Origin of the sequence: Micromonospora sp. NPDC050784 (genome assembly GCF_044456765.1) — a bacterium.
In the GTDB taxonomy this organism is placed as follows: Bacteria; Actinomycetota; Actinomycetes; order Mycobacteriales; family Micromonosporaceae; genus Micromonospora; species Micromonospora foliorum.
Genome location: NZ_JBITGG010000008.1, coordinates 69,787 through 96,163, shown reverse-complemented (window position 1 = coordinate 96,163; position 26,377 = coordinate 69,787). Strand labels below are relative to the sequence as shown.

Genomic DNA, 26,377 nt, shown 5'->3' with positions numbered 1-26,377 from the left:
TTAGGGGTCCGGCCGGGAAAGGATCAGGGGAGCACAGGGGGCGTGCCGGTGTCCATGCTGGGCATCGACTCCCTACGCTGGGCGCGTGACACTGATCGCGACCCAGTCGCTCACCAAGACGTACGGAGGTCGGGTCACCGCGCTGGCCGACCTCACCGTCGCCGTCGAGCCCGGGATCATCGGCCTGGTGGGCGCGAACGGCGCCGGAAAATCCACCTTGATCAAGATTCTGCTCGGCCTGATCGCACCAACCAGTGGTCAGGTCTCGGTGCTCGGCATCGACCCGACCGCGGACCCGGCGGCCGTCCGCAACCGGGTCGGCTACATGCCGGAGCACGACTGCCTCCCACCGGACCTGTCCGCCGCCGAGTTGGTCACCCACCTCGGCCGGATGAGCGGCCTGCCCCGCACCGCGGCTCGTGAGCGGGCCTCGGAGGCGCTGCGGCACGTGGGGCTCTACGAGGAGCGCTACCGCCCGGTCGGTGGCTACTCGACCGGCATGAAGCAGCGCGTCAAGCTGGCCCAGGCGCTGGTGCACGACCCCGACCTGCTGCTTCTGGACGAGCCGACCAACGGCCTGGACCCGGCCGGACGCGACGCCATGCTGGCCCTGGTACACCGGATCGGCACCGAGTTCGGCATCTCCGTGCTGGTCTGCTCGCACCTGCTCGGCGAGGTGGAGCGGATCTGCGACACGCTGATCGCCATCGACGGCGGCCGGTTGCTGCGCGCCGACAACATCTCCGCGATGACCTCGGCCACCGACGTGCTCGCCGTGGAGGTCAGCGAGGGCACCGAGGAGCTCGCCGCCCGACTCGCCGAGCTGAAGCTGCCGGTCGCCCGGGACGGGCGACTGCTGCTCGTGCCGCTCGCCGACGACGGCACCTACGACCTGATCCTCGGTGCGGTCGCCGAACTGGACCTGCCACTGCACCGACTGGACCAGCGCCGGCACCGGGTGGCCGAACTCTTCGCCACGAGGGAGCTCACTCATGCCTGAGTCGTCCACCACCGCCGTACGCCCCACGCCGACTGGTGTCATCCACGACATCGGCTACCAGCGCTACCAGGGCCCACGGCTGGGCCGCCGACAGGTCTTCGGCGCCCTCTACCTGCACGGTCTGCGCACCGCGTTCGGCTTCGGGCGCAGCGCCAAGGCCAAGATCTTCCCGTGGCTGGTGGTCGGCATCGTCTCCCTGGTCGCGGTGGCCCTGGCCGCGGTACGCAGCCAGATCGGCGAGCCGGTCGCCACGTACGCCCAGTTCGCCGACGCGATGAGCTGGCTGGTCATCTTCTTCGTCGCGGTCGTCGCACCGGAGCTGGTCTCCCGGGACCTGCGCAGCGGTGTGCTGCCGCTGTACTTCTCCCGGCCGCTGCCGCGCGCCGACTACGCGCTGGCCAAGCTGCTGGCGCTGGTCACCGCCCTCTGGCTGCTGCTCGGCGGGCCGCAGCTGCTGATGTTCCTGGGTGCCGCGTTCACCACCAAGCAGGGCATGCGCGGAGTGTGGAACGAGCTGCTCGACCTGCTGCCCGGGCTGCTCTACGCCGGGCTGTGGGCGGTGGTCTTCGCCTCGGTCGGCCTGCTGGTCGCGTCGCTGACCGGCAAGCGCGCCTTCGCCGCCGGTGGGGTGGTCGCGGTCTTCCTGATGACCACCCCGATCGTCGGGGTGCTGAGCATCCTGCCGTCGCGCGCCGCCAACGAGCTGGCCGGGCTCGCCTCGCCCTCCACGCTGGTGCAGGGGGTGGGCATCTGGTCGCTGGGTGACCTGCTGGTCGAGGGCGATCCGGGCGAAATGATGATCGGCGGGTTCGGCCCGGTCTACGCCCTGGCCGCGGTGCTGTTGGTCGCCGGCGCGACCGCCCTCCTGCTGGCCCGCTACCGGAAGGTCGCCTCCTGATGAGCACGCTGAGCCTGACCGGGGTGTCCCGGTGGTACGGCAACGTGGTCGCGGTCAACGACATCAGCATGGCCCTGGGGCCGGGCGTGACGGGCCTGCTCGGCCCGAACGGCGCCGGCAAGACCACGCTGCTGCACATGATGGCCGGGTTCCTCGCCCCGTCGCGCGGCACGGTCACCCTCGACGACGAGCCGACCTGGCGTAACCCCGACGTCTACCGGCGGCTGGGGCTGGTCAGTGAACGGGAGGCGGTGCAGGGTTTCCTCACAGCGTACGAGTTCGTGCTGGCCAGCGCGAAGCTGCACCGGCTGCCCGATCCCGCGGCCGCGGCCCGGCGGGCGATCGACCTGGTGGAGCTGGAGTCGGCGCAGGACCGCCGGATCGGCACGTACTCCAAGGGCATGCGTCAGCGGGCCCGGGTGGCCGCCGCGTTGGTGCACGACCCGCAGGTGCTGCTGCTCGACGAGCCGTTCAACGGCATGGACCCCCGCCAGCGGCTGCACATGATGCAGCTGCTGCACACCCTGGGTGACGCCGGCCGGACGATCCTGTTCAGCTCGCACATCCTGGAGGAGGTCGAGCAGGTCTCCGGGACTGTGCAGGTGATGGTGGCCGGCCGGTTGGCCGCCTCCGGCGACTTCCGGACCATCCGCCGGTTGATGACCAACCGCCCGCACGTCTTCGCGGTGCGCTCCACCGACGACCGGGCGCTGGCCGTCGCGCTGATCGCCGAGGCGTCGGTGAGCGGGGTCGAGTTGGACCCGACCGGCCTGACCGTGCGGGCCGGTGACTACGGCGCGTTCACCCGGGCGCTACCCCGGATCGCACTGAACAAAGGCATCCGGGTGCGCCAGCTGGTGCCGTCCGACGAGTCCCTGGAGAGCGTCTTCTCCTACCTGGTGGAGGCCTGACATGTCGACAATCACCTGGATCACCGCACGCGGGCTGTTCGGCCGGCGTCGGTTCCTGCTGCTGCTTCCGCTGCCGTTGGTGCTGCTCGGGCTGGCCGTGCTCTGCCGGTCGCTGGGGGTGGACCCGGGCGAGTGGGGGCCGCCGGTGCTGGTCGGCCTCGGGCTGGCCGTGGTGCTGCCGGTGGTCGCGCTGATCGTCGGCACGGGCGTGTTGGGCGCCGAGATCGACGACGGCACTGTCGTGCACATCCTGACCAAGCCGCTGCCGCGCTGGCAGATCGTGCTGCCGAAGCTCGCGGTCGCCGCCGGGGTCAGCGCGGCCACCGTCGCGGTGCCGCTCTACGTCGCGGGCGTGCTCGCCGATTCGGTACGCCTCGGTCTGGCGCTCGCGGTCGCGGCGGCGCTCGGCGCGCTGGCGTACTCGGCGCTGTTCCTCGCGCTCAGCCTGGTCACCAGGCGACCGGTGCTGCTCGGCCTGGTCTACGTGTTGATCTGGGAGGGGCTGCTGGGCAACTTCGTCAGCGGCACGAAGGTGCTCTCCATCCAGCAGTACGTGATCGCCCTCGCCGACCGGATCGCCCCCACCGGGCTGTTGGAGACGACCGTGTCGGTGCCGGTGGCGTCGGTGATGACCGCGCTGGTCAGTGTCGGCTTCACCGTGCTCGCCATCGACCGCCTGCGCTCGTTCAGCGTGGCTGGCGAGACGAGCTGACCGCGGTGCGAGGCGCTGTTCCGGCCAGCCCCCGCGTGGCGGTAGGGCTGGCCGGATGGACCGGTCGGGCCCCATCGGGCCAGGCTGAAGGGCGTGAGCGTCGAAGCGGAGCGGACGTCGTTGGCTGAGCCATACTCCCGGAGCAGCCGGCCGTGGCTGACCAGCCTGGCCGTCGCCGGGCTGGCCTGTGCCACGGTCGCCACGGCGGCCCAGGGCAGCGGCCAGTTCCACTGGTGGGCGGTGTTCATCCTGATCCCGGCCGCGTTGATCGCGGCCAGCGGTGGGCCGTTGCTGGCCCGCGGCGGTGGCCGGGCGTTCGCCGGGTACATGCTCGCCTGCGTCGGCACGATCGTCTTCGCGGTCGGCGCGCTACTGATGTTCGGTGTGATGGGGCGGGGCTGGCCGCTCCTGGTGGTGCTGCCCTGCCTGGCGGTCGCCGGCACCTACGGCTGGCGGGCGGCCCACCCGCTGGCCCGCGGCCTGCACCGGGCGGTGGCCCTGCTCGCGCTGACCGGTGCGCTGCTCGGCCTGACCCTGCAACTGATCCGGGTGGAGTTGATCCACCTGGAGACCGGTTGGTGGGGTGCGTTCCTGATGCTGGCCGGGGCCATCGTGCTGGGCAACGCGGGGGAGCTGACCCGGCACCGGATGCCGTACCGCCTCCAGGCGATCACCCTGCTGGTGGGGCCCGCCGTGGTCGCGTTCCTGCTCGGGCTGCGCTTCCTGCGCGGCTGGTGACCCGCCGGCCGCCGCCGCCCGCGCGGGCGGCGGCGGACACGGGTCAGAATGCGCAGGCGATGACCAACTCCGGGGTACGGTCCGGGAGCAGGTCGAGTTTGCCGATCCGACCCGCTGCCCGAAGGTCGTCGGCGACAAGCGTGAGCTGCTCCAGCAGCGCCGCCGGGCCGAGCGCCTCCGCCAACGGCACCTCCGCCTTCATCGACAGCTTTCGCTCCGACTTGGCCCGTCGCACCTGACTCAACGCGTCACCGGCGAGCCGCAGCAGCGCCGGCTCACCCGACCCCTCGATCGTCCGGGTCACCTCGTAGGTGGTCGGCCACGTCGCCAGGTGCACCGAGCCGTACCGCCACCACGACCAGACCTCCTCGGTCACGTACGGCAGCACCGGGGCGAACAACCGCAGCTGCACCGAGAGCGCCGAGGCCAGCGCCGCCCGTGCGGAGTCGGCCGCCGCGCCGGTGCCGTAGGCGCGCTCCTTGACCAGCTCGATGTAGTCGTCGCAGAACCGCCAGAAGAACGCCTCGGTCACCTGCAACGCCGCCGTGTGGTCGTACGAGTCGAAGGCGGTGCTCGCGGCGGTGACCACGGTGGCGAGCTCGGCGAGCATGGCCCGGTCCAGTGGTGTGGTCGCCGGGGCGCGCAGCGCGTCCGCCGCGCCCAGCCCGAGCGCGAACTTGGACGCGTTGAGCAGTTTGGTGGCCAGCCGCCGGCCGACCTTGATCTGCGCCGGGTCGAAGGCCAGGTCCATGCCGGGTTTGCCGCTGGCCGCCCAGTAGCGCACCGCGTCCGAGCCGTGCTGCTCCAACAGGGCCAGCGGGGTGACCACGTTCCCCTTGGACTTGGCCATCTTCTTGTGGTCGGGGTCGAGGATCCAGCCGGAGAGCACGGTGTCCCGCCAGGGCAGCACCCCGTGCTCGAAGTGCGAGCGGACCACGGTGTCGAAGAGCCAGGTCCGGATGATCTCCTGCCCCTGCGGTCGGAGGTCCATCGGGAACACCCGGGCGAACAGGTCCGGGTCGGTCTCCCAGCCACCGACGATCTGCGGGGTCAGCGAGGACGTGGCCCAGGTGTCGAGCACGTCCGGATCGCCGATGAAGCCGCCCGGCCGGCCGCGCTGCGACTCGTCGTAACCGGGTGCCGCGTCGGTGGATGGATCGACCGGCAGCGCGGACTCGTCCGGCGTGAGAGGGTGGGACCAGTCCGGCTCGCCAGTGTCGTCGAGCCGGTACCACACCGGCACCGGCACCCCGAAGAAGCGTTGGCGGCTGACCAGCCAGTCCCCGTTCAGGCCGCCCACCCAGTTGTCGTAGCGGTGTTTCATGTGCGCCGGCACCCAGTGCAACTGCTCGCCCAGGGCCAGCAGGGTGGCACGCAGCGCCTCGTCCCGGCCGCCGTTGCGCAGATACCACTGTCGAGTCGAGACGATCTCCAGTGGCCGGTCGCCGCGTTCGTAGAACTTCACCGGGTGGGTGATCGGGCGCGGCTCGCCGATCAGGTCACCGGCGTCGGCCAACATCCCGACGATCTCCCGGCGGGCGCCGTTGACGGTCTGCCCGGCCAGCGCCGCGTACGGCTGTGCCGGCACCCCGTGCGGCGGCTCGGGGAGCAGCCGGCCGTCCCGGCCGATCACCACCCGGGTGTCCAACCCCAGCTCACGCCACCAGGTCACGTCGGTCAGGTCACCGAACGTGCAGACCATCGCGACACCTGTGCCCTTGCCGGGCTCGGCGAGTGGGTGGGCGTACACCGGCACCTCGACGTCGAACAGCGGGCTGCGCACCGTGCCGCCCACCAGGTCGGCGTACCGCTCGTCGTCGGGGTGACAGACCAGCGCCACACAGGCCGGCAACAGCTCGGGCCGGGTGGTGTCGATGAGCACCTCCCGGCCGTCGGCCGCGGCGAACCGCAGCCGGTGGTAGGCGCCGGGGCGCTCCCGGTCCTCCAACTCCGCCTGGGCGACCGCGGTGGCGAAGCCGACGTCCCAGAGCGTCGGCGCCTCCGACTGGTACGCCTCGCCGCGGCGCAGGTTGCGCACGAACGCCCGTTGACTGGTGGTCCGGGCCATCCGGCCGATCGTCGTGTACGTCAGGGACCAGTCCACCGAGAGCCCGAGCCGCCGCCACAGCGCCTCGAAGGCCTGCTCGTCGGTGACCGTCAACCGTTCGCACAGCTCGATGAAGTTGCGTCGGGAGATCGGGGTGGGGTCGCGGCGGGCCGCGTCGTCGACCGGAGCCGCCGGTGGTCGCCACACCGGGTCGTACGGCAGCGACGGATCGCAGCGCACCCCGTACACGTTCTGCGCCCGACGTTCGGTGGGCAGGCCGTTGTCGTCCCAGCCCATCGGGTAGAAGACGGCCTTGCCGCGCATCCGCTGGTACCGCGCGGTGGTGTCGGTGTGCGTGTACGAGAAGACGTGCCCCATGTGCAACTCGCCCGATACGGTCGGCGGCGGGGTGTCGATGGCGTACACGTCCTTGCGCTCCTTCGAGCGGTCGAACGCGTACGTGCCTTCCTCCTGCCAGCGGCGTGCCCAGCTCTCCTCGAGCCCGTCCAGGGTCGGACGCTCGGGAACGCCGGCGCGGGCCGTCCTCGCCGTATCGGTCATCCTGCGATCGTAGGCACCTACCGGGTGCGGGGCGACGTAGTTGCGGCCGAACCCACCGGCCGACGGGGAACGGCCACGACCGGGGCGGCCCCGCTAGACCAGCGAGTCGCGCCACTGGCGGTGCAGGGCGGCGTACCGGCCGTCGGCCTCGGCCAGCACGGCGGGTGGGCCGTCCTCGACGACCTTTCCGCCGTCGAGGACGAGCACCCGGTCGGCGGTCTCCACGGTGGAGAGTCGGTGGGCGATAACCAGTGCGGTGCGGTCGCGCAGGATGGTGCCGAGTGCCCGCTGCACGAGACGTTCCGTCGGCACGTCCAGCGACGACGTCGCCTCGTCCAGGATGAGCACGGTCGGGTCGGCCAGGAACGCGCGGGCGAACGCGACCAGTTGGCGTTGCCCGGCGGAGAGCCGGCCGCCGCGTCGGTGCACCTGAGTGGCGTACCCCTCGGGTAGGGCGGCGATGAAGTCGTGCGCGCCGATCGCCCGCGCGGCGGTCTGGACGGCGTCGTCGTCGGCCCCCGGGCAACCGAACCGGATGTTCTCGGCAACGGTCCCGCTGAACAGGTGGTTCTCCTGCGTCACCAGCACCACCGCGCGGCGCAGGTCGGCGTCGCGTACGTCGCGCAGGTCGATCCCGTCCAACCGGACCGTGCCGGCGTCGGGGTCGTGGAACCGGGCGACCAGCTTGGCGATCGTCGACTTGCCGGCCCCGGTGGGCCCGATCAGCGCCACGGTCTGCCCGGCCGGCACGGTCAGCTCCAGCCCGCAGAGGATCGGGGTGTCGGCCCGGTAGCCGAAGCTGACCGCCCGGAAGATCAGCTCACCATGGCCGGGCCCGGTGGGCAGCGGCGTGGGCCGGGCCGGTTCGGCGACGGCCGGTCGTTCGTCGAGCACCCCGGCCAGCTTCTCCAGTGCGGCGGTGGCCGACTGCAACGAGTTGTAGAACTGGCTCAGCTCCTGCATCGGCTCGAAGAAGCGGCGCAGGTAGAGCAGGAACGCGGCGAGTACGCCGATCTCGGTCTGCCCGCCGAGCACCCGCCAACCGCCGTAGCAGAGCACCACCGCCACGGTGACGTTGCCGATCAGCTTGATCGCGGGCGAGTACGTGGCGATCAGCCGGAACGCGTGCAGGCTGGTTCGTCGGTAGTCGTCGCCGAGCGCCACGAAGATCCGTTGGTTGCGGGGCTCCCGGCGGAACGCCTGCACCGCCCGGATGCCCCGCATCGACTCGACGAAGTGCACGATGACCAGCGCGACCGCGTCCCGGGTCCGTCGGTACGCGCTCGCCGACGACCGGGCGAACCAGCGGGAGAGCCAGAACAGGAACGGAAAGGCGAACAGCGTCACCGCGGCCAGCGGCAGGTCCAGCCAGAGCAGGATGGCGGCCACCGACAGGATCGAGAGGCCGGCCAGCACCAGGCTGTCGATCCCACCGTCGACCAGTTCGGCGATCGAGTCCAGGTCGCTGGTGAGCCGGGAGACCATCCGGCCGGACGTGTACCGCTCGTGGAATCCCACCGACAGCCGCAGGAAGTGCCCGAACACCCGCTGCCGCAGGTCGAGCAGGACGGACTGGCCGATCCGGGCGGAGAGGGTGAGGAAGCCGCGGCGGGCCGCGTACTCGGTCACCGAGGCCACCGCGAACGCCCCGGCGACGGTGATCAGCGGGCCGGGGTCACCGGCGCGCAACGGCGGGATGGCCCGGTCGATGCCGATCATGACCAGGTACGGGCCGGCCATCGCGGCGGCGTTCTGGGCCAGCAGCAGGCCGACCGCCGTGACGAGTCGTCGCCGGTGTGGGCGGAGCAGGTCGCCCAGCAGGGTCCGACTGAGCCGGCGCAGCCGGGTCACCGCCTCGGGGCTGGTGTCCTCGGCTCGACTGCGGTCGGCCTCCGGATCGGTGGCGGTGCCCCGCCAGCGGGTGAGCTCCGGCTCCTCCTCGGGAGCTGGGTCGGCCTGCTCCGGCACGCTCACGAGCGCACCAGCCCCCACCCGTCCGAAGGGGACGGGCTCGGCCCGCTGGCGCCGGCCGGCGGTAGGGGCCCGGCGGGCGGCTCGGCGGCGAGCAGCGCCCGGTACGCCGGGACGGTGGCCAGCAGGTCGGAGTGCCGGCCGGTCGCGGTGATCCGCCCGTCCTCCAGCAGGGCGACCCGGTCGGCCAAGGCGATCGTCGACGGCCGGTGCACCACCAGCAGCGCGGTGCTGTCGCGCAGGACCCGCCGCAGCGCCGCTTCGACCAGGGCCTCGGTGTGCACGTCGAGAGCGGAGAGTGGGTCGTCCAGCACCAGCACCGCCGGTCGGCCGAGCACGGCCCGTGCCAACGCGAGCCGTTGCCGTTGCCCGCCGGAGAGGGACAACCCCTGCTCGCCCACCCGGGTGGCCAACCCCCAGGGCAGGTCGTACGCGAAGTCGGCCTGGGCCAGTGCGAGGGCCACGCGGATCTCGTCGTCACCGGCGTCCGGGCGACCCAGGGTGAGGTTCTCCCGCACCGACATGGAGAAGAGTGTGGGCTCCTCGAACGCCACCCCGACCAGCCGGCGCAGCGAGGCCAGCCGCAGCTCGCGCAGGTCGTGCCCGTCCAGGGTGACCCGGCCGGCGGTCACCTCGTGCAGCCGGGGCACCAGGGAGAGCAGCGTGCTCTTGCCGGAGCCGGTGGCCCCGACCAGGGCCAGCGTCTCGCCCGGCTCGATGCTCAGGTCGATCTCACGCAGCACCGCCGTGGTGGCACCCGGGTAGCTGAACCCGACCCGCTCGAAGCGCAGCCGACCGTGCACCGCGTCGCGGGCCAGCGCGACCGCACCGGGGGAATCCACGATCTGGGGTGGAGTGTCCAGCACCTCCTGGATCCGGTCGGCCGCGGTTGCCGCCTCCTGACCGTTGGCGATGATCCAACCCAGCGACTGCACCGGCCAGATCAGCATTAGTTGGAGGCTGACGAACGCGACCAGTTCGCCGATGGTGAGCGTGCCCTGGGCGGCGGCGACCGCCCCCGCCGCCAGTACCACCCCCAGGGTCACGTTGGGCACCAGGTCGAGCAGCGCCGAGGTGTTGGCCAGCAGCCGCCCCTTGCCGACGCCGGTGTCGTGCAGCCGCCGGGCCGCACCGGCGAAGCGGGCGGCCAGCTCGGGCCCCCGCCCGTACGCCTTCATGGTGCGCAGGCCCTGCGCGGTCTCCTCGACCAGCGTGGCCACGTCGCCCTGCTGGTCCTGCATCCGGCGGGACGCGGCGTGGTAGTGCCGCCCGAACCGACGACTGATCAGCAGCAGCGGCACCGCGCTGGCCGCGACCAGCATCCCGAGCGCCGCGTGCAGGTTGATCAGCAGCACCACCACGACCACGTACGTGGTCAGGTTGAGCACCAGGAAGAACACGCCGAAGGAGAGGAACCGGCGGATCACCGACAGGTCGCTGGTGATCCGGGAGAGCAACTGGCCGGACTGCCAGCGGTCGTGGAAGCTCGTCGGCAGCCGTTGCAGGTGGGCGTAGACGTCGGCGCGTAGCGCCGCCTCCATGCCCACCGCCGAGGACGACTGCACCCAGCGGCGGATGAAGATGAGCACCGCCTCGACGACGCCGAGCAGCAGCGCCAGGCCGCCGAGTTGGAGCAGCCCGGCCGGTTCGTGTCGGGCCACCGGCCCGTCCACGACCCGCTGCACCACCAGCGGTACGGCGATCCCGGCCGCCGTGCCGGCGAGCCCCGCGACCAGCAGCCAGGCGAACTCGGCGGCGTACGGGCGCAGGTAGGGGCGAAGCCGCCAGAGGTTGTGCGCGGGGTGGGTGCCCGCGGCGGCCCGGGCGGCCGGGTCGCCGTCGCTCTCCACAGGCACTACCAGACGGTAGCGTCTAACAGGTGTCGATGCCTCTGTCAGCTTGTTGTCAAGCGCCGCTCATGACCGAGAAGCCACCTCTTCACGTCCAGCCCCCAGCGGTAGCCGCCGAGCGTCCCGTCGGTGCGGAGGACCCGGTGACAGGGCACGAACAGGGCTGCCGCGTTCCGGGCGCAGGCGGCCGCGGCGGCCCGCACCGCCGGTGGTCGACCGGCCAGCGCGGCGTACCCGGTGTAGGTGACCGGGGTGCCCGGCGGCACGTCGCGCAGCACCTGCCAGGCGTACGCCATGAACTCTCCACCGGTGCGTTGCCGCACCGGCACCGTGTCGATGGCGGCGAGGTCACCGTCCAGGTAGGAGCGGACCGCCGCGCTGACCGGCCCGAGATCGGCCCGCTCCCGTAGCGGTGCCCGCAGGGTCGGGTGGACCAGGGGCAGCAGCGCCGTCGGGTCCGGGGTGAAGCCGGCCGCCCGTACGTCACCGTCGGGGCCGGCGAGGATGCTCAGCGGGCCGGCCGGTGTGCTCAGTACGGTGCTGTCGATGTTCATGCCGCTCTCCAGAGTCTGATCGTGGCGTAGGACCGCCAGGGACGCCAACGTTCGGCGTACCGGTCGAGGGTTGTCGGGGTGTCGGGTAGGCCGAGCGCGGCGGCGCCGCGCCGGACCGCGAGGTCTGAGCTGAGCAGGACGTCCGGGTCGCCGAAGGCGCGCATGGCCAGGTAGTTGGCGGTCCAAGGACCGATGCCGGGCAGCGCGATCAGCCGCCGAACGGCCTCCCCCCGATCCACCCCCGCCGCCAGGTCAACGGATCCGTCCACGACGGCCCGAGCCAGCCCCCGCAGAGCCTCCCGCCGCCCCACAGGCATCCCAAACCCCGAGTCCGGCAGCGACAAAAGCTCCTCCGCGCTCAAGAACCCCCGCAGCCCACCGCGTTGATCATGAGGTTGGCCTGGTGTTCGATCTCCATCGGCCTCGTCAACCTCATGATCAACGCGAGTGTGGGCGGAGAGGAGGCGGATGAGGGTTGTTCGTGCGGACGTCACCGAGACCTGTTGGCCGATGATGGCGCGGACGGCCTGCTCGAAGCCGTCGACGGCGCGAGGGACGCGGATGCCGGGTTCGGCGGTGATCGTCGGGGCCAGCGCCGGGTCGTCGGCCAGCGTGGCGTCGATGGCCGCCGGGTCCGCGTCCAGGTCGAGCAACCGCCGGCAGCGGGCCACCGCCGGCGCCAGGTCGCGCAGGTCGGCGAGGCGCAACGTCGCCCCCACGTGCCCGTCCGCCGGGGTCAGCGCCACCTGGCCGGTGCCGTGCGGCAACCGCAGACCCCGGTGGTACGTCCCGTCGCGGACCTCCTCAACACCGGGCAACGCCCGCACCGCGAGGAAGTCCAGCAGCGCCCGGGCGTGCAGCGGTGGGCGGTACGCCAGCCGGAGCGCGATGGTCCCCGCCCCGGCCGGCGCCTGCTGGCGGCCACGGGCCGTGCGCAGGTCCGACGGGGCGCTCGCGTACACCTCGCGAAGCGTGTCGTTGAACTGCCGCACGCTGCCGAAGCCGGCGGCGAACGCGATCTCGGCCATCGCGAGGTCGGTCGTCTCGATCAGGATCCGGGCGGTCTGGGCGCGCTGGGCCCGGGCCAGCGCGAGCGGCCCGGCGCCCATCTCGGCGCTCAGCATCCGGTGCAGGTGCCGCTCGGTGTAGCCCAGCCGGGAGGCCAACCCCGGTACGCCGTCGCGGTCGACGACCCCGTCGGCGATCAGCCGCATCGCCCGGCCCACCACGTCCGCGCGGACGTCCCAGAGCGGGGAGCCGGGCGCGGCGTCCGGCCGGCAGCGGCGGCAGGCGCGCAGCCCGGCACCCTGCGCGGCGGCTGCGGACGGGAAGAACCGGACGTTCTGCCGCTTGGGCGTGATCGCCGGGCAGGACGGCCGGCAGTAGATGCCGGTGGACGTCACGCCGGTGTAGAACCAGCCGTCGAACCGCTGGTCACGGCTGTCCACGGCCCGGTAACACCGCTCGAAGTCCATCTCCATGTCACCGATGATGCCCCGCTCGACGGGTCGTCGGCTGGCGGGAATCGGACCTGGGTGTGCGCGTCCGGTGCGGGACCCGCGACGGCGTCAGCGGCGGCGTCGGTGCGGCTGACCGGACCGACCGGTCCGGGTCGCCTGCCCGGTCCGGCCGGCCTGGCCGGCACCGGCGCCCTGGCTGGACCGGTTGCCCTGGCTGGCGCGGTTGGCCTGGCCGGTCAGCAGGGCCGATCGGAACACGCCGTCCGGGTCGTACCGCTTCCACAGTCGTCGGACCCGGGCCCCGGTCTCGCCCGGGTAGATCCGGGCGAACGCGGCCGGGTCCGGCCGGCTCTCGAAGTTGACGTACGCGCCGTCGGCGCGCGCCCCGGCGGCCCGCCAGGCGGCGTTCAACGCGGCGTCGGCCTGCGGCGGAAACACCGAGGCCACAATCAGCGTGTCCTGGTGACGGTGCGGGTAAGCGGTCGCGTCGGAAGCGACGTCGTTGACCGCCCCGCCCAGCGAGCGGAGCTGGACCACCGCCCGCCCCGGCCCGGTCACCGCCCGCGTCACGGCCCGCGCCCCGGCGTCGTCCAGCGCGGTGAACAGACCGTTGGTGGTCGTGCCACGCTGCTGCCCGACGTTGGGGTTGAGGTGCGCGGTCGGCACCAGCGTCGGGTACGGCAGCAGGTCGGTCCGGTGTTCGAGCACCTTGCCGATGGCGAGCAGGGGTTCCACCGCAGGCCGGGCCCGGCGCAGGCTCTCGGCGGCGACCACGGCCGTGATGGACATGAGGACCGATCGACCCTCCGCGAACACCACGGCGGCGGCGGACAGCTCCCGTGGCGCCTGCGCGAGGTAGCTCGTCCACTCCCGGACGGTGCGGCCGTCCGGGTGCGCCTCGACGACCAGCTGCGCGACACCGACGTTGCGCTGCTCGGCCGCCTCGATCTCGAAGGCCACCACGATTCCCGCGCCGGCCCCGGCCCCGCGGACCAGCCAGAACAGCTCCGGCTCGTGGTCGGCGTCCGCGCGTACCAGCGTCCCGTCCGCCAGCACCACCTCGACGGCGCGGACCCGGTCGATGGTGAGGCCGTGGGCGCGGACCAGCCAGCCGACGCCACCGCCGGTGGCCAGCCCGCCGACGCCGACGCCGCCGTAGTCACCCGAGCTGATCACCAGGCCGTACGGGGCCAGCGCCTTCGCGACGTTCGCCCAGCGGGCACCGGCCTCGACCCGGACCAGCCCGGCCCGCTCGTCGATCACCTGAACCCGGTTGAGCATGGAGAGGTCGATGACCATCCCACCGTTGTTGGACGAGGCTCCGGAGAGGCCGTGCCCGCCGCTGCGGACCGCGATGGGCAGCCGCTGCTCCCGCGCGTAGCGGAGCGCGTCGACCACCTGCGCGGTGGTCTTTGGCAGCAGGACGGCGGCCGGCGACGCCGACCGGGTGTACGTCGAGCGCAGGTGCGCGTACCGGCGGTCGCCGGGTGTGACGATCTGCCCCCGCAGGGAGTCGGGCACCCGGGCCATGGCGGTGCTCATCGTCGCCCCCGCAGCTCGCACCTCGGGTGTCCGGGATCGGTCATGAGCCAAGGATGAGCGGGCACACCGGCCTCGACAAATTCGGCGGACCGGTGCCCGCTGGTCGCCGCGGCGCGCAACGCTCGCCGGTACGGGGGAGTGCCGCGCGGAGGTGACCGGGATCTCCGCCCGGGGACCGGGGTCGCCCATCGTTCCGGCACCGCCGCTGACGGGGTGATCGTGGGTTGGCCGGTCAGGCCGGCGTGGGACGACCGCCGGCCTGACCGGTCCTGCTCAACCCTTCGGTCGACCCGGCACGCCGGGCGGGCCCGACGGGCTCGGAACGACACCGGGCGCACCGGGCGCACCGGGCGCACCGGGCGCACCGGGCGCACCAGGGTCGCCCGGTGGGGTCGTCGGGCTCGGCTTGACCGTCGGCCGGCCCGGTACGCCGGGCGGGCCCGGTGTCGTCGACGGGTCCGCAGGCGCGCCCCCGGGGCTCGGCTCGACAGTCGGCACCGTGGTGGGCGGGGACGGGGTGGGTACGGGCGGGCTGGGCACGTCCGCCGGGCCGGCCGGGCTGGGCACGGCCGGGGGAGGCGCGTCCGAGCCGGTCGCGGCCAGGGCGAGCGGGGTGGCGATCAGGATCGCCGCCAGGGTGCTCACCGCCCCCACCGTCACTGTGGCGCGGCGTCGGTTGCGCACCCGCCGTTCCGCTCGGCTCAACTGGTCATGCACGATCGGTGCCTCCTCGGCCAGGTCGGTGAGGGTGGAGCGGATGAGGTGCTCGAAGGGTTCGGTCATCGCCGTACCTCCAGCCTGTCGACGTCCGGCAGCAGGTCGCGCAGTCGCTGCACCGCTCGGTGGGTACGGCTGCGTACGGTGCCCACCGAGCAGCCCAGCAACTCGGCCACCCGGGCTTCGGGCAGGTCCTCGTAGTAGCGGAGGACCACCACCGCCCGCTGTGTCGGGGGCAGGTGACGTAGCGCGGCACGCATCGCCAGCCGCACGTCGGAGCCGCCGCTCGGGTCGCCGCCGACCGGTTCGTCCGCCGGGTTGAGCGGTGTCTCCCGCCACCGGCGCAGTCGCCGCCACCAGCTGATCTGCTCGCGGTACATCACCACCCGCAGGTAGCCCTCGGGATCGGAGTGCCGAATGGTTCCCCACTTCGGGATGGTCCGCGCCAACGCCGACTGGAACAGGTCCTCGGCGGCGTTACGGTCCCCGGTCAGCAGGTACGCGACCCGCATCAGCGCCGGAGTCCGGCTGCCGACGAACTCGGCCAGCCGCGCGCGTTCGTCCTCGTCCACCCGCCACCCCCGTTTCGTTGTCACAGATACAGACGCCGCAGGTCATCGTCGCTATCCACGATCGGTGGGGTTTTTCGGCCCGAAAGTGTCGGTCGTGCCGAGTACCGTCCGGCCACCAACTGAAGAAGGGGTGCGGCGAATGACGAGCGTGGCGGGTTGGGCGGCGGCGTCTACACCGGGTGCGTTCCCGCCGTTGCCCCGCGCGGTGGCGCAGTCCTTCTACCGCCGGATGCGGGCCGTCGCGCCGGCCGCCGTGGGCGCCATCGAACGCGACCGGGCGGGCGACCCCGAGCAGAGTTTCCCCGACACCGCCTGCGGCCGGTTGGCCGGCTCACTGGACGACGCGGGTCTGCGGGCGCTCGGGATGTGGACGCACCACTGGTGCATGCGCTTCTACGACGACGACACGAGGGTCGGCCGGCGGTTGATCCGCGAGATCGCCGCGCGGCCGGGGCTCGGCTGGACGGCCGACGAGGTGCGGTGGATGCTGCGCGAGTCGGTCTCGGCCGGGCCGGCCGCCGCCGACCGGTTCACCCTGCCCCGCGCCGCCGCCGCGCAACTGCCCCCGGCCGACCGTCGGGCCCTGGGTCATTGGCCTGAGGTCGAGGTGCCCCGCCAACGGCGGCCCGACCAGTCTTGTTGATCATCGGGTCGGCGGGGTGTTCGTCCTCCACCCGCGGGTGGAGGACGGGCCCCGCGCCGAGCGGGCGGGATGCCGGCTGCGGCAGGATGGACGCCGCACCGCCGCCGACGGAAGGACGCTCCGATGCCCGCCAGCGACCCGACCATCATCGCCACCAGCATGGGCTTCTTCCGGGGCGACCGCGGGCCCTACGACCTGCGTCCCAGCCCGGTGTTCGAGCTGGCCGCCGAGCTGGCCGAGGCCGGCCCGCAGCCGCGGGTCTGCTACCTCGGGCAGGCTGTCGGCGACCAGCCCACCTCGCTGACCGCCGTCTACGGCGCGTTCGCCGACACCCGGTTCCGGCTGTCGCACCTCGCCCTGTTCCCGATGCCGAACGTCGAGGACGTCCGCGCCCACCTGCTCGCCCAGGACGTGATCTGGGTCGGCGGCGGCAGCGTGGCCAACCTGGTCGCCGTGTGGCGGGTGCACGGGCTCGACGAGATCCTGCACGAGTGCTGGCAGGCCGGCGTGGTGCTGGCAGGCGTCTCCGCCGGCTCGATCTGCTGGCATGTCGGCGGTGCCACCGACAGTTTCGGCCCCCGGCTGCGCGGTTTCACGGAGGGCCTGGCCTGGCTGCCGTACGGCAACGGGGTGCACTACGACAGCGAGGGCCAGCGCCGCCCGCTCATGCACGAGCTGGTCGGCGACGGCACGCTCCCCACCAGCCACTGCACCGATGACGGCGTCGGCCTGGTCTACCGGGGCACCCGGTTGGTCGAGGCAATCGCGGACCGCGAGGGCGTCTCCGCGTACGAGGTCAGCCGGGGCGCGGACGGCAGCGTCCGGGAGGCGGTGATCGCCCCCCGCCTGCTCAGCTGAGCGTCACGCCTCGTCGGCAGGCTTCCGGCGGCGGAGCACCGCGTCGAAGACCTGGGCCAGCTCGGCGGCGTCCTCCCCGGCGTGGTGCGTGTGCGGCATGTGGTGCAGGCCCAGCTCGTGCTTGATCGTGCCCTGGCGGGTCCGGGCCCACTCGCTGCCGGTCAACCCCATCCAGTAGCTGCGGAGGTCGACGCCGGAGCCGGTCGCACCGAACGGGCTGTGCCCGACGAAGCGGACGAAGTACCAGTGCACGAACATGCCGTCCCAGACGGCCGGGGCGGCGAGGAAGACCGGACGGCCGACCCGGCGCAGCCCGTCGACCCAGGCCGCCGCGGCCGACATCCCCTCCTGCGCCGTGGGCGCCTCCCGCAGCAGCCGGTCCCGGTCCAGGCCGGAGACGGCGAGCGCCGCCGGGACGAACTCGTCGGAGATGGGACGCAGCTCGGTGTAAAAGGTGAGGTCCGGGCGGCCGGCCACGGCCATGCCCAGCGAGATCATGCTGTACGGCCCGGGGATCGGCCCGTCCGCCTCCACGTCGACGGCGATGTACAGCTCGGGCAACGTCGAGGTCATCCCACCTCCAGCAGCGGACCATCGAACCGGGAGATTAGCAACGCCTGACAGGGTCCGGTGGGAGTGACGATCGACCACCGGCGCGGCGCCGAATCGGAGCCGCCTGGACCGGCCCGGCCGGGACCGGCGTAAGCTGGCCCGTCGTGAGTCTCACCATCGGCATCGTCGGCCTGCCCAACGTCGGCAAGAGCACGCTTTTCAACGCGTTGACCAAGAACGACGTGCTGGCGGCGAACTACCCGTTCGCCACCATCGAGCCCAACGTCGGCGTGGTCGGGCTGCCCGACGAGCGGCTGGGCAAGCTGGCCGAGATCTTCTCCTCGCAGAAGGTGCTGCCGGCACCGGTGTCGTTCGTCGACATCGCCGGCCTGGTCCGCGGCGCGTCGAAGGGGCAGGGCCGGGGCAACGCCTTCCTGGCCAACATCCGCGACGCCTCGGCGATCTGCCAGGTCGTCCGGGCCTTCTCCGACCCGAACGTGGTGCACGTCGACGGCAAGATCTCCCCGGCCGACGACATCGAGACGATCAACACCGAGCTGATCCTCGCCGACCTGCAGACCCTGGACAAGGCGCTGCCCCGGTTGGAGAAGGAGGCCAAGCTCCGCAAGGACCGCTTGGCCGCGGTCGCCGCCGCGAAGGCCGCGATCGAGGTGCTCGACGGCGGCACCACCCTCTACTCCGGGGCCGCCGCCGCCAAGATCGAGCTGGAGCACCTGCGCGAGCTGCACCTGCTCACCACCAAGCCCTTCCTGTACGTCTTCAACGTCGACGAGGCCGAGCTGGCCAACGAGACGTTCCTCGACGAGCTGCGCGCCCTGGTCGCCCCTGCCGAGGCGATCTTCATGGACGCGAAGATTGAATCTGAGCTGGTGGACCTGCCCGAGGAGGAGGCCCGCGAGCTGCTGGAGTCGATCGGGCAGAACGAGCCCGGCCTCAACCAGCTCGTCCGGGTCGGCTTCCGCACCCTCGGCCTCCAGACGTACCTCACGGCCGGCCCCAAGGAAGCACGCGCCTGGACCGTCCCGGTCGGCGCCACCGCGCCCGAGGCCGCGGGTGTCATCCACAGCGACTTCCAGCGCGGCTTCATCAAGGCCGAGGTGGTCTCGTACCACGACCTGGTCGAGCACGGTTCGATGGCGGCTGCCAAGGCGGCGGGCAAGGTCCGCATCGAGGGCAAGGAGTACGTCATGCAGGACGGCGACGTGGTGGAGTTCCGTTTCAACGTCTGACGCTGTCATCGCTCCGCCACGCAGGTCCACAACCGGCCACTCGGCTGCGGCACTCGATCCGCAGCTCGGTGCTCGGGGCGACGGCGCCCGTCTGGATTGACCGGGACCGGCACCGTCGCCGTTGCCGAGGCGAGTGGTTCAGCTGCCCGCGCCCCGGATCGTGACATCCCGGCTGGTGTAGGCGTACCCGTAGGTGGCGTCGCCATCGAAGCGGACGTGGTACGTGTACTGGCCGCCCACTGGGGGCGTGTCGGTGATGGTGAATGAGCCGTCGGCGGCGAGTGGCACCAGCGGCAGTTCGGCCCCGACGGAACCGCTCTTGTTGGTGTAGACCCGGTAGACCACGATCGACCCGGGGGCCGGCGTGGGAACGTTGCCGGCGGTGCTCATCCGGCCGGTGAGCGTGAGCGGCTTCCCGGCGTTTGCCGTCGTTGGGCCGGTCACGACCAGCGAGGTGGGATGCTGGGCGACGTTGACCGTGGTCGTGGTCTGTGACCAGCGGAACGCGGCGCTGCCGTCCCAGACGGCGGTGTAACTGACGCTGCCACCGACCGGCGGCGTGTCGGTGACGACGAAGCTGCCATCGGCGGCGGTGGTCACCCCAGACAGCGTCGCGGTGGCGCCGCTGGGCAGGGTGCGGGTGATCTCGATCGGCTGGGCGCCCGGAGCGGAACCGTCTGGGACGGCGAGCTGACCGGTGATGGTGAACGGGTCCAGCGCCGTCGGCGAGGTGCTGGCCGACAGGCTCAGCGTGGACGTCGGCAGGACGGCGCCTTCCACCCGCCACAGGTAGTACCGGTTGTACGGCCAGTCGTTGAGCAGGGCGTAGAGGTCGTCGCCGAGCACGGAGAGGCTGCCGGTGACCAGGTCGCCCTTGTGGATCATCTGGGCCTGCATGGTCTTCACTCCGGTGTCGGCGTTGTACACCTCGGCGTAGGGGCCGTAGCTCGTGCCGTAGAAGGCGGTGGCGACGTGTGCCCCGTCGGGACTGAGGGCGATCGCACCCGGTGCGCCCGGGGCGTCGGCCCTCGACCCGTAGCTTCGGACCTTGGCTAGGGTCGCGGTGTCCCAGACATCGAAGCCGGCGGTGGCGAAGACCGAGACGGCGCGGGTGCCATCGGGCGTGATGGTGAGGTCGGTCAGGTTCGACAGGTCGTTGTCGGCACCGTCGATCACCCCACGCAGCGTCGCCGGGATCGTGCTGACGTCGTACACCCGAGGGCTGGCGGGGTTAATCCCCGCCTCGGCGGTGAAGACCGTGTTGCCGGCGCCGGCGACCAGGGGCGCGCCGTACATCCGGTTGGCGACCTGGACGGGCGTGGGCGCCGCCAGGGACAGGTCCAGGCCGAGAATTCCACCAACAAAGTCGTTCTTGATGCCGTAGCCCACCCAGAGTTGGTCACCGTCGAGGGACAGGTTTGTCGGGGACGGATACCCGGCCAGGTTGATCCGTCGGACGACGGTGAGGGCAGCCGCATCGATTTCGGCGATCTCGTTCGAGCCGGACAGCGCTACGTAGACCCGGTTGCCGTCGGGCGTGACGGCCAGACCGGTCGGGCTGGCCAGGCCGGTGATGCTGCCGGTGAGCGTGCCATGGGTGTCGGCGATCACGATGCGGTCGTTCGCGGAGACGAAGACACGGCCGCCGGCGGCGGCCGTGTCGACGACGCCGGTGACGCCTTGGATCAGGGTGATGGTGTCCCTGGCCGCGGCGGGTGCGGTGGTGGCGACGAGGCCGACTGCTGCGGCAATCGTCGATGCCAGGACTGAGCCGATCACTGTGCGGAATCGCACGTGCGGTCCCCTTTCGGTGGTAACCCCGTGATGCCCGCGCGGTTGCCGGCGAAGCCGGTGCGGGCCTGCGACAAGATCGTCGCGTCATGGGATTAGGCGGCCGTCCGGCGCGCGGCGTTACACAGTGGATCTAGGTTCCCCGGGCCTGCGGAGAGGTGTACGCCGAGCCGCTGAAGGGTCCGCACGGCGACGGTCGATGTCGACAGACGGCGGTAGGTTGACCGCATGACGGAACAGCTCCGATCGTCGTTCGGCGCGGCTGCTGCCGCGTACGCCGAGCACCGCCCGGACTACGCGCAGGCCGCGGTGCGGTGGGCGCTGGAGCCCGCGCCCGGCCTGCGGGTGCTCGACCTGGGAGCCGGCACCGGCAAGCTGTCCGCGACGCTGGTGGCGGTGGGCGCGGACGTCGTGGCGGTCGAACCCGACCCGGCGATGCTCGCCGAGCTACGCCGTGCGGTGCCGACCGTCCGTGCCCTGCCGGGCAGCGCCGAGGCCATCCCGTTGCCGGACGGGTCCGTCGATGCCGTGCTCGCCGGCAACGCCCTGCACTGGTTCGACATGGCTGTCGCGGGGGCGGAGATCGCCCGGGTCCTCGCACCCGGCGGTGTCCTGGCCGGTCTGTGGAACGTCATGGACGACCGGATCGACTGGGTTGCCGGGCTCGAACGGGTCAGCGGGAGTGCGGCCATCGGCCCGCGTGACACGTTGAGCAGCTGGCGCGCGGCGACGGAGGGCATGCTCGTTCCGGGCAGCGGCCTGGTCGCCCGGTTCGGGTCGGCGGAGCAGGTCGATTTCCCGCACGGTCAGCGCCGTACCGCCGACTCGCTCGTCGCGACGCTCGCGACGCGGGCCGGGATGCTGGTCATGCCGGACGAGGAGCGAGAGGCCACCCTCGGCCGGATCCGCTCCTTCCTCGGGAGCCGACCCGAAACCGCCCACGGCGAGTTCACGCTGCCGATGCTGACCGGCGTGCTGCGCGCCCAACGACGCTGACGGTCGGGTCCAAGCCCTACTGCTCGGCCCAGGCGCCCAGCTCGTTGCCGCTGGGGTCGGTGAAGTGGAACCGTCGGCCGCCGGGGAACTCGTACGGCCCGTTCACCACCTGGCCGCCGGCCTCCTTCACGGCCTGCACGGACCGGTCCAGGTCGGCGGAGTAGAGCAGCACGAGCGGGCCGCCCGCCCGGACTTCGCTGTCCAGCCGGAGACCGCCGACCTCGGGTGCGTCGTCGCCGTGCGGGCTGCGGATGCCGGCGTACTCCGGCCCGTAGTCGTTGAACTGCCAACCGAACGCGTCGGCGTAGAAGCGCTTGGCCACGGCGAGGTCGGTCACCGTGAGCTCGACGTAGTCGATGGCGTGGTGGCGGTGCGGCGCTGGCTCAGACATGCGCCGATCGTGCACCCCGGGTACGACGGAATCGCGACATGCAACGAAAGGTTGCACGAGCGGGGTGGGTTGTCGTAGGTTGAGTGCAACCAAAGGTTGCGAAAGGTTGTGAGCATGGAACAGGGAACGATCGAACGCGACATCCACGTCAACGCGTCCCCCGAGGTCGTCTTCGAGGTGGTCAGCCAGCCCGAGCACATGCGGGAGTGGTGGCCCGACGACGCGCGGTTCGACTCGGTCGCCGGCGCGCCCGGAGAGCTGGTGTGGCGCGACTCCGACACCGGCGAGACGAAGACCGTCGCGCTCGCCGTCGTCGAGGTCGACCCGCCGAAGCGGTTCTCCTTCCGGTGGTGCTTCACCGAGCCGGACCGGAACGGGCAGTCGCTCTTCGTCACCTTCGACCTGGTGCCCAGCGGCGCGGGGACGCTGATTCGGATGACCGAGACCGGGTTCCGCGAGCTGGGGTGGGAGGTCGCCGTCCTGGAAGAGCAGTACCGCGACCACGAGAACGGTTGGGACCACTACATGCCCCGGCTGGGCGCGTACGTTGCGCGGCTGGTCGCGACCCCGTGAGCGCGGTGGTCGACGACGAGTTGTGGTCGGCGATCGGCGACCCCATCCGGCGTACGATGATCGACCTTCTTCTCTCTGACGGGCCGGGTACGGCCACCTCGTTGAGCAGGCGGCTACCCGTCACCCGTCAGGCCGTCTCGAAGCACCTGGCGGTCCTCGACCGGGTTGGGCTGATCCACGCGGAGCCGGCCGGTCGCGAGCGTCACTACCAGGTGGACGAGGCGCAACTCGCCCGCGCGGTCGCCCAGTTGTCGGCGGTGGGCTCCACCTGGGACGCCCGCCTCCGCCGGATCAAGCGCATCGCCGAGACGATCGAACGCCACCGCACCAACAACCAGGGAGGCTGAAAATGGTCGACATCCTGCACCAGGTCGGCGTCGTCGCTCCGCTCGCCGACGTCTACCGAGCGGTGGCAACCCCCGAGGGTGTCGCCGGCTGGTGGTCGGTCGACACGACCGGCAAGAGCGAGGTCGGCGGGCAGTTGGCCGTCCACTTCGGTGACCAGGGCGGGTTCGACCTGGAGATCCTTGAGCTGGACCCGGCCGGCCGGGTCCGCTGGCGGGTCGTCGGTGGCCCGGAGGAGTGGACCGGCACCGAGATCAGCTGGCGGCTCGACCAGCGAGGCCGGTACACCGTCGTCGACTTCACGCACGCGGGTTGGCGCGAGCCGACCGAACTCATGCACGAGTGCAGCACCAAGTGGGCGATCTTCCTGATGAGTCTCAAGGAACTGGTGGAGACGGGGAGCGGCCGGCCGGCGCCGAACGACGTCCAGATCGGCGACGGGCACTGATCTCGGTGACGGCCGGATCGCCGGGGGTTCGCGGGCTCCGTCGCGAGAGCGCGAACCCCCCGGTGATCAGGCCGAGGGCCACGATCGCCACGGCGCAGAGCAGCAGCGTCGGTCGGGGGCCGATGGCACCGACAAGTGGCCCACCCAGCATGGTGCCCAGTGGCACCGCCAGCACGAGGATGGCACCGTTCGCGGCGAGCACCGCGGGCAGTTGGGCGGTCGACGTGCTGCGCTGGAACAGCGCCATCGAGGTGGACATGTACGGCGCCCAGATGAGGCCCGCCAGGGCGAACGCCGGCAACGACACGCTGATGGGTGCGCCCAGGCCGAGCGGCAGCATGGCGACGCCGAACGCGACGACGATGCCGATGGTGGTGGTTCGCAGTGGCCAGCGGCGGAGGTAACCGGCGAGCAGACCTCCGGCGAGACCGCCGATGCCGAACGCGGTGTAGTACGCGCCGAGCAGCGTCGCGGAGGCGTGCAGGTCGTCGGTGATGTGGATCGGCATCGCCACGTACACCGGTCCGAAGAGGAAGAAGAACCCGAGGCTCAGCGCCAGCAGGCCCAACAGGGCGGGGTTCTGGCGGATGACCGCGAAGCCGGCCGTTCGCGAAGCGCCGCGCTCGGACCGTGCAGGTCCGCCGTGGGCGGGAAGGGCGAGACGGTACGTGAGGGCCAGCGCCGCGAAGGTGGCGGCGTCGATGGCGATGACCCACACCGGCCCCGCCCAGCTGATCAGGATGCCCGCCAGTGGCGGGCCGACGATGGTGGCGAACCCACCGATGGTGGTGAGTACCGCGTTGGCTGGCAGGTGGTGTCGCTGCGGCAGCAGTTCGGCGATCAGGGTGAACCGGCCGGCGGAACCCCACGAGTGCAGTAACGCCGACGCGGCCAGCAGGACCACGTACAGCCCGATGGTGAGCACGCCGGCGAGATGGGCGAGGGGGATCGCCGCGAGCGCGCTCGCCCGCAGGATGGCGTCCCACCCGGCGAGCTGCGCGCCGCCGCGCCCACGCAGCAGCCGGCCGAAGATGACCGTCCCGGCCGCGCTGGGCAGGGTGTACGCCGCCATGGCCAGCGCGATCCAGGTGCCCCGCTGATCGTGCGGGGCGAGTTGGATGGCGAGCCAGGTCACCGCGACCACCGCCATGCCGTCGCCCAACGCGGAGACGGCCAGCCCGGGCAGGACGCGCCGGAGCTGAGGGCGACTGAGCACGGGCCAGTACGGCGAGGAGCGCGGGAAACGGGCGGCGTCCGTTGGCATGCTGCCAGCTCACCCCGCGCGGGACCTGCGCATCAAGTGAGACTGCTGGCAGCAGAATCAGCCGAGCGCGAAAGGCTCGAACTACCGGCCAGGTCCGTCGTTCTTGCCGGCGGCTCGGAAGGACGAACCGATGGCCGCCACGATCGAACCCACCGAGGCGAGCGACACCGCCACCGTTCCGGCGGTGTCGGCACCGCCGTCCCCGGTCACCTTGAGGATGATGCCGGCGGCCATCAGGACGACCGACAGGGCCAGGACTACCTGGACGGCTCGTCTGCTCATGGTGGCATCTCACTTTCGGGCGGCGGGAGATCGACTCGGGTTCCTTGAAGTTGGGGTGTCGTCGCGGCGATGACACCCCGACTTTCCGGAACCCGAGTCGACCAAACCGCTACTCCACCCGGTAGACGGAGATGTGCGACGGGCTGTCGGCCTGGAACGGCCGCCGGTGCCAGTCGGCGTACCGCTCGGTGAGCCGGAAACCGGCCCGCTGAGCCATCTCGTCGATCTGGTGCGGCCAGGCGTACCGCATGGCGAACGGCTTCAGGTGCACACCGTCGCCGTCGAACGTGATGGTCTGCCGGATGAACCGTTGCGCCGGCCGGTCGTACCGGTGCAGGCGGATCGTCGCGGAGTCCTCGGTGACGTCACGTACCTGCACCTGCTCGTCCGAGTCGAAGCTGCGCGGGTCGGGCACGAACGTCTCGATGACGAACGCGCCGCCGGGCGACAGCACCCGGGCGACGTTGCGGAAACAGTCCGCCTGCCGCTCGGCGTCCACCAGGTTGAACAGTGTGTTGAAGACCAGGTACGCGAGCCGGAACTCACCCTGCACGGGTACGTCCGCCATGTCGGCGACGACCACCGGGATCTGGTCGCCGCCGGGTTTCGCCCGCAGCTGCGCGAGCATCTCCTCGGACGCCTCGACGCCGTGCACGGCGAGGCCGCGCTCGGTCAGCGGAAGTGCGACCCGGCCGGTGCCGATCGCCAGTTCGAGAACCGGGCCGCCGTCGGCTAGGTCGGCCAGGAAGTCCACGGCGGGGGCCGGGTCGGGGTTGGTGCCACCGTCGTCGTATCCGGCGGCCCACAGCCGGCCGAAGAGGCCGGGATCGTCGAAGACCGACATCAGCGGCCTCCGGGGTTGGAGTCAGTGGCGCTCAGCGCCAGGGGAACGGTCCTGCTCACGAAGTCTCGATTCCTCAGGTCGGATGACGGTGGGTTCGGGGGACCTCGTCGTGTTTGGCATGGTGGCTGCTCCCTTCGCGCGGCTGTCGAACGAGGAGACCAGAGACGCGGCGGGCCCGGCAAGGCAATTACGCCAGCCGGGCCCACGACGGGACGTGCCGTCAGGAGATGTGGTGCAGGATCACGTTGTGCACGTGGTGGCTCTTCTGCGCGCCACGGAACTCCACCTCGTAGGTGTGCGTGCCGACGTGGATGGCGATGGCGCCGGTGGAGAAGAACGAACCACCCCACGACTTGTTGCTGACCACGCTCACGCTGGTGATCTTCGAGTACGGGATGCTGGTGATCGCGAACCGCTTCCCGACGAAGGAGCGGTCCTGGATGATCACGCGGCGGTCGGTCAGCCCGATGAACCCGGTGCCGGTGCCGACGGCGTCGTAGACGGCGATGATCTGCTCGCCTTCGAGGAGGCCGCTCTCAATCTGCTGGACCTGCTCTTTGCGGTCGTACGCGATGTTCGCCATACGATCCAGGCTAGAAAACCGGTG

Annotated in this window: 27 protein-coding genes; 12 read left to right on the top strand and 15 right to left on the bottom strand. The window is 71.8% G+C overall.

What is annotated here, in order from left to right:
• Positions 1–85 precede the first annotated feature (85 nt).
• The 5 genes from ACIBD9_RS13490 (at position 86) to ACIBD9_RS13470 (ending at position 4,259) form a co-directional block, all read left to right on the top strand.
• Entirely contained in the window at positions 86–1,000 is a 915-nt protein-coding gene (locus tag ACIBD9_RS13490) for an ABC transporter ATP-binding protein (protein ID WP_091406315.1), read from the top strand.
• A complete protein-coding gene (locus ACIBD9_RS13485; RefSeq protein ID WP_238662751.1) occupies positions 993–1,898 on the top strand; it encodes an ABC transporter permease in 906 nt (301 codons plus the stop codon). Before ACIBD9_RS13490 ends, ACIBD9_RS13485 begins: the two co-directional genes overlap by 8 nt.
• Positions 1,898–2,809, top strand: coding sequence for an ABC transporter ATP-binding protein (locus ACIBD9_RS13480; RefSeq protein ID WP_091406310.1), 912 nt, complete (start codon positions 1,898–1,900; stop codon positions 2,807–2,809). Before ACIBD9_RS13485 ends, ACIBD9_RS13480 begins: the two co-directional genes overlap by 1 nt.
• A gap of 1 nt (position 2,810) precedes the next feature.
• On the top strand, positions 2,811–3,521 hold the full coding sequence (locus ACIBD9_RS13475; protein ID WP_387169193.1) for an ABC transporter permease: 711 nt from the start codon (positions 2,811–2,813) through the stop codon (positions 3,519–3,521).
• 93 nt (positions 3,522–3,614) lie between these two features.
• The gene (locus tag ACIBD9_RS13470; protein WP_238662754.1) at positions 3,615–4,259 is read left to right on the top strand and encodes a hypothetical protein; all 645 of its coding nucleotides are present in this window, start codon (positions 3,615–3,617) and stop codon (positions 4,257–4,259) included.
• Between the two features lie 43 nt (positions 4,260–4,302).
• Here the strand turns inward: ACIBD9_RS13470 and valS are convergent, their stop codons facing one another.
• From valS to ACIBD9_RS13430, 8 genes are all read right to left on the bottom strand, one after another.
• Positions 4,303–6,867 (bottom strand): valine--tRNA ligase, encoded by a 2,565-nt coding sequence (gene valS / locus ACIBD9_RS13465; RefSeq protein ID WP_396717336.1) that lies wholly within the window; start codon positions 6,865–6,867, stop codon positions 4,303–4,305.
• Between the two features lie 93 nt (positions 6,868–6,960).
• Positions 6,961–8,841 (bottom strand): ABC transporter ATP-binding protein, encoded by a 1,881-nt coding sequence (locus ACIBD9_RS13460; protein ID WP_396717334.1) that lies wholly within the window; start codon positions 8,839–8,841, stop codon positions 6,961–6,963.
• Complete coding sequence (locus tag ACIBD9_RS13455; protein ID WP_396717332.1) at positions 8,838–10,694, bottom strand: ABC transporter ATP-binding protein; 1,857 nt, start codon at positions 10,692–10,694, stop codon at positions 8,838–8,840. The genes ACIBD9_RS13460 and ACIBD9_RS13455 overlap by 4 nt, the downstream gene beginning before the upstream one ends.
• A 38-nt stretch (positions 10,695–10,732) precedes the next feature.
• Positions 10,733–11,242 (bottom strand): methylated-DNA--[protein]-cysteine S-methyltransferase, encoded by a 510-nt coding sequence (locus ACIBD9_RS13450; protein WP_396717330.1) that lies wholly within the window; start codon positions 11,240–11,242, stop codon positions 10,733–10,735.
• The gene (locus ACIBD9_RS13445; RefSeq protein ID WP_396717328.1) at positions 11,239–12,723 is read right to left on the bottom strand and encodes a DNA-3-methyladenine glycosylase 2 family protein; all 1,485 of its coding nucleotides are present in this window, start codon (positions 12,721–12,723) and stop codon (positions 11,239–11,241) included. Before ACIBD9_RS13445 ends, ACIBD9_RS13450 begins: the two co-directional genes overlap by 4 nt.
• An 87-nt stretch (positions 12,724–12,810) precedes the next feature.
• Positions 12,811–14,244, bottom strand: coding sequence for an FAD-binding oxidoreductase (locus ACIBD9_RS13440; RefSeq protein ID WP_396717326.1), 1,434 nt, complete (start codon positions 14,242–14,244; stop codon positions 12,811–12,813).
• A 273-nt stretch (positions 14,245–14,517) separates the two neighbouring features.
• Positions 14,518–15,027 (bottom strand): hypothetical protein, encoded by a 510-nt coding sequence (locus ACIBD9_RS13435; RefSeq protein ID WP_396717324.1) that lies wholly within the window; start codon positions 15,025–15,027, stop codon positions 14,518–14,520.
• A complete protein-coding gene (locus ACIBD9_RS13430; protein ID WP_396717322.1) occupies positions 15,024–15,533 on the bottom strand; it encodes a SigE family RNA polymerase sigma factor in 510 nt (169 codons plus the stop codon). The genes ACIBD9_RS13435 and ACIBD9_RS13430 overlap by 4 nt, the downstream gene beginning before the upstream one ends.
• A 139-nt stretch (positions 15,534–15,672) precedes the next feature.
• On the opposite strand from ACIBD9_RS13430, the gene ACIBD9_RS13425 reads away from it, so the two are divergent.
• On the top strand, positions 15,673–16,176 hold the full coding sequence (locus tag ACIBD9_RS13425) for a hypothetical protein (protein ID WP_387169167.1): 504 nt from the start codon (positions 15,673–15,675) through the stop codon (positions 16,174–16,176).
• A gap of 123 nt (positions 16,177–16,299) precedes the next feature.
• Positions 16,300–17,034 (top strand): Type 1 glutamine amidotransferase-like domain-containing protein, encoded by a 735-nt coding sequence (locus ACIBD9_RS13420; RefSeq protein WP_396717320.1) that lies wholly within the window; start codon positions 16,300–16,302, stop codon positions 17,032–17,034.
• Between the two features lie 3 nt (positions 17,035–17,037).
• Here the strand turns inward: ACIBD9_RS13420 and ACIBD9_RS13415 are convergent, their stop codons facing one another.
• A complete protein-coding gene (locus ACIBD9_RS13415; RefSeq protein WP_396717318.1) occupies positions 17,038–17,607 on the bottom strand; it encodes an exonuclease in 570 nt (189 codons plus the stop codon).
• Positions 17,608–17,750: 143 nt separating this feature from the next.
• Between ACIBD9_RS13415 and ychF the strand changes: the two genes are divergently transcribed.
• On the top strand, positions 17,751–18,836 hold the full coding sequence (gene ychF / locus ACIBD9_RS13410; protein ID WP_238657491.1) for a redox-regulated ATPase YchF: 1,086 nt from the start codon (positions 17,751–17,753) through the stop codon (positions 18,834–18,836).
• A gap of 138 nt (positions 18,837–18,974) precedes the next feature.
• Here the strand turns inward: ychF and ACIBD9_RS13405 are convergent, their stop codons facing one another.
• Positions 18,975–20,630 (bottom strand): YncE family protein, encoded by a 1,656-nt coding sequence (locus ACIBD9_RS13405; protein WP_396717316.1) that lies wholly within the window; start codon positions 20,628–20,630, stop codon positions 18,975–18,977.
• 225 nt (positions 20,631–20,855) lie between these two features.
• Here ACIBD9_RS13405 and ACIBD9_RS13400 point away from each other — a divergent pair, with 225 nt between their 5' ends.
• Entirely contained in the window at positions 20,856–21,623 is a 768-nt protein-coding gene (locus tag ACIBD9_RS13400; protein ID WP_396717314.1) for a class I SAM-dependent methyltransferase, read from the top strand.
• Positions 21,624–21,639: 16 nt separating this feature from the next.
• Here ACIBD9_RS13400 and ACIBD9_RS13395 read toward each other — a convergent pair whose 3' ends face one another.
• The gene (locus ACIBD9_RS13395; protein WP_396717312.1) at positions 21,640–22,014 is read right to left on the bottom strand and encodes a VOC family protein; all 375 of its coding nucleotides are present in this window, start codon (positions 22,012–22,014) and stop codon (positions 21,640–21,642) included.
• Between the two features lie 114 nt (positions 22,015–22,128).
• Between ACIBD9_RS13395 and ACIBD9_RS13390 the strand changes: the two genes are divergently transcribed.
• The 3 genes from ACIBD9_RS13390 to ACIBD9_RS13380 are packed head-to-tail and all read left to right on the top strand — an operon-like array spanning position 22,129 to position 23,380.
• Positions 22,129–22,587, top strand: a complete 459-nt coding sequence (locus tag ACIBD9_RS13390; protein ID WP_396717311.1) for an SRPBCC family protein — start codon at positions 22,129–22,131, stop codon at positions 22,585–22,587.
• Positions 22,584–22,934 carry an ArsR/SmtB family transcription factor gene (locus tag ACIBD9_RS13385; RefSeq protein WP_387169147.1) on the top strand — a complete coding sequence of 117 codons (351 nt, stop codon included), beginning with the start codon at positions 22,584–22,586 and terminating at the stop codon, positions 22,932–22,934. Before ACIBD9_RS13390 ends, ACIBD9_RS13385 begins: the two co-directional genes overlap by 4 nt.
• A 2-nt stretch (positions 22,935–22,936) precedes the next feature.
• On the top strand, positions 22,937–23,380 hold the full coding sequence (locus tag ACIBD9_RS13380; RefSeq protein ID WP_396717309.1) for an SRPBCC domain-containing protein: 444 nt from the start codon (positions 22,937–22,939) through the stop codon (positions 23,378–23,380).
• Here ACIBD9_RS13380 and ACIBD9_RS13375 read toward each other — a convergent pair.
• The 4 genes from ACIBD9_RS13375 to ACIBD9_RS13360 all read right to left on the bottom strand — a co-directional run bounded on the left by ACIBD9_RS13375 (position 23,310) and on the right by ACIBD9_RS13360 (position 26,353).
• Positions 23,310–24,644, bottom strand: coding sequence for an MFS transporter (locus ACIBD9_RS13375; protein WP_396717307.1), 1,335 nt, complete (start codon positions 24,642–24,644; stop codon positions 23,310–23,312). The two genes, ACIBD9_RS13380 and ACIBD9_RS13375, sit on opposite strands and share 71 nt — an antisense overlap.
• A gap of 81 nt (positions 24,645–24,725) precedes the next feature.
• Positions 24,726–24,926, bottom strand: a complete 201-nt coding sequence (locus tag ACIBD9_RS13370) for a hypothetical protein (RefSeq protein WP_396717305.1) — start codon at positions 24,924–24,926, stop codon at positions 24,726–24,728.
• A 109-nt stretch (positions 24,927–25,035) separates the two neighbouring features.
• Positions 25,036–25,770, bottom strand: a complete 735-nt coding sequence (locus ACIBD9_RS13365; protein WP_396717303.1) for a class I SAM-dependent methyltransferase — start codon at positions 25,768–25,770, stop codon at positions 25,036–25,038.
• A 220-nt stretch (positions 25,771–25,990) separates the two neighbouring features.
• Positions 25,991–26,353, bottom strand: coding sequence for a PH domain-containing protein (locus ACIBD9_RS13360; protein ID WP_030337500.1), 363 nt, complete (start codon positions 26,351–26,353; stop codon positions 25,991–25,993).
• Positions 26,354–26,377 lie beyond the last annotated feature (24 nt).

Excerpts from the sequence above, each read along its gene's own strand:
- ACIBD9_RS13480 (WP_091406310.1), top strand. The coding sequence starts at position 1,898 with ATGAGCACGCTGAGCCTGACCGGGGTGTCCCGGTGGTACGGCAACGTG.
- ACIBD9_RS13400 (WP_396717314.1), top strand. The coding sequence starts at position 20,856 with ATGACGGAACAGCTCCGATCGTCGTTCGGCGCGGCTGCTGCCGCGTAC.
- ACIBD9_RS13425 (WP_387169167.1), top strand. The coding sequence starts at position 15,673 with ATGACGAGCGTGGCGGGTTGGGCGGCGGCGTCTACACCGGGTGCGTTC.
- ACIBD9_RS13370 (WP_396717305.1), bottom strand. The coding sequence starts at position 24,926 with ATGAGCAGACGAGCCGTCCAGGTAGTCCTGGCCCTGTCGGTCGTCCTG.
- ACIBD9_RS13365 (WP_396717303.1), bottom strand. The coding sequence starts at position 25,770 with ATGTCGGTCTTCGACGATCCCGGCCTCTTCGGCCGGCTGTGGGCCGCC.
- ACIBD9_RS13450 (WP_396717330.1), bottom strand. The coding sequence starts at position 11,242 with ATGAACATCGACAGCACCGTACTGAGCACACCGGCCGGCCCGCTGAGC.
- ACIBD9_RS13380 (WP_396717309.1), top strand. The coding sequence starts at position 22,937 with ATGGTCGACATCCTGCACCAGGTCGGCGTCGTCGCTCCGCTCGCCGAC.
- ACIBD9_RS13440 (WP_396717326.1), bottom strand. The coding sequence starts at position 14,244 with ATGAGCACCGCCATGGCCCGGGTGCCCGACTCCCTGCGGGGGCAGATC.
- ACIBD9_RS13445 (WP_396717328.1), bottom strand. The coding sequence starts at position 12,723 with ATGGAGATGGACTTCGAGCGGTGTTACCGGGCCGTGGACAGCCGTGAC.
- ACIBD9_RS13475 (WP_387169193.1), top strand. The coding sequence starts at position 2,811 with ATGTCGACAATCACCTGGATCACCGCACGCGGGCTGTTCGGCCGGCGT.
- ACIBD9_RS13360 (WP_030337500.1), bottom strand. The coding sequence starts at position 26,353 with ATGGCGAACATCGCGTACGACCGCAAAGAGCAGGTCCAGCAGATTGAG.
- ACIBD9_RS13390 (WP_396717311.1), top strand. The coding sequence starts at position 22,129 with ATGGAACAGGGAACGATCGAACGCGACATCCACGTCAACGCGTCCCCC.
- ACIBD9_RS13435 (WP_396717324.1), bottom strand. The coding sequence starts at position 15,027 with ATGACCGAACCCTTCGAGCACCTCATCCGCTCCACCCTCACCGACCTG.
- ACIBD9_RS13415 (WP_396717318.1), bottom strand. The coding sequence starts at position 17,607 with ATGACCTCGACGTTGCCCGAGCTGTACATCGCCGTCGACGTGGAGGCG.
- ACIBD9_RS13375 (WP_396717307.1), bottom strand. The coding sequence starts at position 24,644 with ATGCCAACGGACGCCGCCCGTTTCCCGCGCTCCTCGCCGTACTGGCCC.
- ACIBD9_RS13420 (WP_396717320.1), top strand. The coding sequence starts at position 16,300 with ATGCCCGCCAGCGACCCGACCATCATCGCCACCAGCATGGGCTTCTTC.
- ACIBD9_RS13485 (WP_238662751.1), top strand. The coding sequence starts at position 993 with ATGCCTGAGTCGTCCACCACCGCCGTACGCCCCACGCCGACTGGTGTC.
- ACIBD9_RS13395 (WP_396717312.1), bottom strand. The coding sequence starts at position 22,014 with ATGTCTGAGCCAGCGCCGCACCGCCACCACGCCATCGACTACGTCGAG.
- valS (WP_396717336.1), bottom strand. The coding sequence starts at position 6,867 with ATGACCGATACGGCGAGGACGGCCCGCGCCGGCGTTCCCGAGCGTCCG.